4 protein-coding genes are annotated in these 2,609 nt (G+C 50.1%); 3 read left to right on the forward strand and 1 reads right to left on the reverse strand.

Translation table 11 applies throughout. The annotated features are described in order from the left end of the window. The coding region (locus tag QVO39_RS02995; protein ID WP_288171701.1) for a porin at positions 1 to 924 on the forward strand (924 nt) is incomplete at its 5' end. Here the strand turns inward: QVO39_RS02995 and purN are convergent. Next, entirely contained in the window at positions 908 to 1,486 is a 579-nt protein-coding gene (gene purN / locus QVO39_RS03000) for a phosphoribosylglycinamide formyltransferase (RefSeq protein WP_021902968.1), read from the reverse strand. The genes QVO39_RS02995 and purN overlap by 17 nt on opposite strands. Before the next feature lie 160 nt (positions 1,487 to 1,646). Between purN and QVO39_RS03005 the strand changes: the two genes are divergently transcribed. Further along, positions 1,647 to 1,895 (forward strand): acyl carrier protein, encoded by a 249-nt coding sequence (locus tag QVO39_RS03005; protein WP_021902969.1) that lies wholly within the window; start codon positions 1,647 to 1,649, stop codon positions 1,893 to 1,895. Positions 1,896 to 2,171: 276 nt separating this feature from the next. Continuing rightward, a partial coding sequence (locus tag QVO39_RS03010) for a beta-ketoacyl synthase N-terminal-like domain-containing protein (protein ID WP_288171702.1) occupies positions 2,172 to 2,609 on the forward strand: 438 nt, incomplete at its 3' end.

Here is a 2,609-nt window from a genome sequence, read left to right on the forward strand (position 1 = left end):
GGTGTAGAAGGGCGGTTCACCCCGAAACTCTCCTATCGGTATGTGCAACGTTTTAATAAGGATGCTACGATCTATCGGCTCGAAAATCTAAGCAATGCGATTGACTACGCCTTCTTGAAGTATCAAGCGAGTGACCGAGTGGCGGTGACGGTGGGTCGGCATGCTAAGCTGGTGGGGGGATTTGAGTTTCAGGAGTACCCCATCGATGTCTACGACTTTAGCTGGTATGGCAATCAAATCACCTGCTACCTCACTGGGGTGAGTAGCTCTTTTCAGCTCTCACCAACTCAGGAGCGGGCTCTGCAGGTTACCAATAGTCGCACTCGCGAGCAGAGGGAGGCCTTTGGACACGATGATATTGTGGCACTACGCCTCCCTCTTATGGGAGCTATGGCGTGGAATAGTAGCTACTTCGACCGCCAACTGCAGCTAAGGTATGCGGCCGCTTTTGCCCCTTTGGCAAAGGGGAAGAAGATGTACACGATCGGCACAGGACAAAAGCTAGACTTCGGTCGCTTCAATATCTATCTCGACCTCCTCTACTACCACTCCGACCTCGATTACCTAGGCGTGCTGAGAGGGCATGGCATTCCAGCCAAGGCGATAGAGCGGTGCGACAACCTCAGCACCGTACTAGAGGCTCGCTACAGCTTCTCTCCTCAGTGGCAGCTGCAACTCAAAGGAATCTACGACACTGCTCGCGCCAAGATCTACGACCAATCGGAGCGAAGTCAGCTCAATAGACAGCTCTACCAGGCGGCTCTGCAGTACTATCCGATGGAGGGACAGCACTGCTACTTCTTTTTAAGTGGCACCTACCAAACCTTCGGGCACAGCGGGGCATTGACCGTAGCTACTCCCGACCAATTCAGGTGTGCTCTGGGGCTAGTGGCCCGTCTTTCGCTCTTTAGCAAAGCGTGGTAAGCCACTTCGCAATAGTTGGGGCAAAGTAACGATGCTCCAGCACCTGCACCTTCTGCTGAATCTCCTCTGCCGTATCGGTGGGGGAGATTTCTGTTGAGGCTTGGAAGAGGGTAGTGCCACGGTCGTACTCTTCATCGATCACATGGATGGTAATCCCCGAGGTGGTCTCGCCTGCTGCTTTTACCGCCCTATGTACATTCATCCCATGCATCCCTTTGCCCCCATACTTGGGAAGTAGAGCGGGATGGATATTGACGATCCTATCGGGGTAGGCTCTGAGGAGAAAAGACGGAATCAGTCGCAAGTAGCCAGCTAGCACAATAGCATCCACATGATACCCCTCTAGCAAGGGCAAAAGGGTGCTACTAGAGCCCAGCTCCTCACGGGTCAGATAATGAGAGGGGATGCCAAAGGTCTTGGCTCTCTCCTGTACATACGCCTCTTTTTGGTCGGTGATCACGCAGGCAATCTGTAGCTCTAGCTCGGGGTGAGCTTGGAAATATTCGGCTATTTTCTGCATGTTGCTACCACTCCCTGAGGCAAATATTGCAATAGTTTTCATATGAAATAACGTTAAAAATGCACATTGATATACCCCTTGTGCAGAATATGTGTATATTTGCGGAGTAATTGATGAGTTATCATTGTCAAAGATAACTACATTTGCGGAGAATATATACAACTAGAGATATTGACAACAACTAAATTACAAAAGATTTGCCATGACAAGACAAGAAATTGCAGACAAGGTAATAGAGATCATCGTAGATAAGCTTAACGTAGACGCGAGCGAGGTAACTGAGGCAGCTAGCTTCACCAATGATCTTGGTGCCGACTCTCTCGATACTGTAGAGCTTATTATGGAGTTTGAGAAGGTTTTTGACATCAACATCGAGGATGAGGTGTCTCAAAACATCCAGACCGTTGGCGACGCTATTAGCCACATCCAAGCTGCTATCGAAGAAAAGTAATAGGAAGTTGCAGAATGGCGACCTGCGGCGTTGCTTTCGGGATTCGGGCTTGGTCACGTACGCTAGTACGCTCCATTCGCCCTCACCCTCAGCGCCTTGCATATCATCCATTCTGCTGCCTTCCATAAAGGCTGGTGTTTCAGTCTTTAAGAGAGGAAATAAAAGGGCTGAAGTGTTCTGCATGGGGTAGCACCCTTTGGGGGCACTTCGGCTCTTTTTTGATATTGGAGTTGTCAGTAAGTTGTTCAACATATAAATATTCACACACTATATATTATGGAGCTAAAGAGAGTAGTAGTCACTGGACTTGGTGCTATCTCCCCACTTGGGAGCAACCTCGCCTCTACTTGGGAGGGAATGAAAGCGGGACGCAGTGGTGCGGCCCCCATCACACTTTGGGATGCAAGTAAGCACAAGACACAATTTGCATGTGAAGTCAAGGGCTTTGACCCGGCCGAGCATTTCGACCGAAAAGAGGCGAGAAAGTTCGACCGCTACACCATGTTTGCCCTCGTCAGTGCCGAGGAGGCGCTGAAAGATAGTGGACTCGACCTAGAGAGTGCCGATAAAAACCGCATCGGCGTGATCTTTACCAGTGGTGTTGGTGGCATCAAGACCTTTGAGGATGAGATGCTCGATTATAACCCCGAGAGAGGTCCCCGCTTCAACCCCTTCTTTATCCCCAAGATGATTGCCGATATGGCGGCAGGGCAT

Origin of the sequence: Porphyromonas sp. CAG:1061, from assembly GCF_000435035.1 — a bacterium.
GTDB lineage: Bacteria > Bacteroidota > Bacteroidia > Bacteroidales > Porphyromonadaceae > Porphyromonas_A > Porphyromonas_A somerae.

Coding starts and splice junctions, on each gene's coding strand:
- QVO39_RS03005 (WP_021902969.1), top strand. CDS start 1,647: ATGACAAGACAAGAAATTGCAGACAAGGTAATAGAGATCATCGTAGAT.
- purN (WP_021902968.1), bottom strand. CDS start 1,486: ATGAAAACTATTGCAATATTTGCCTCAGGGAGTGGTAGCAACATGCAG.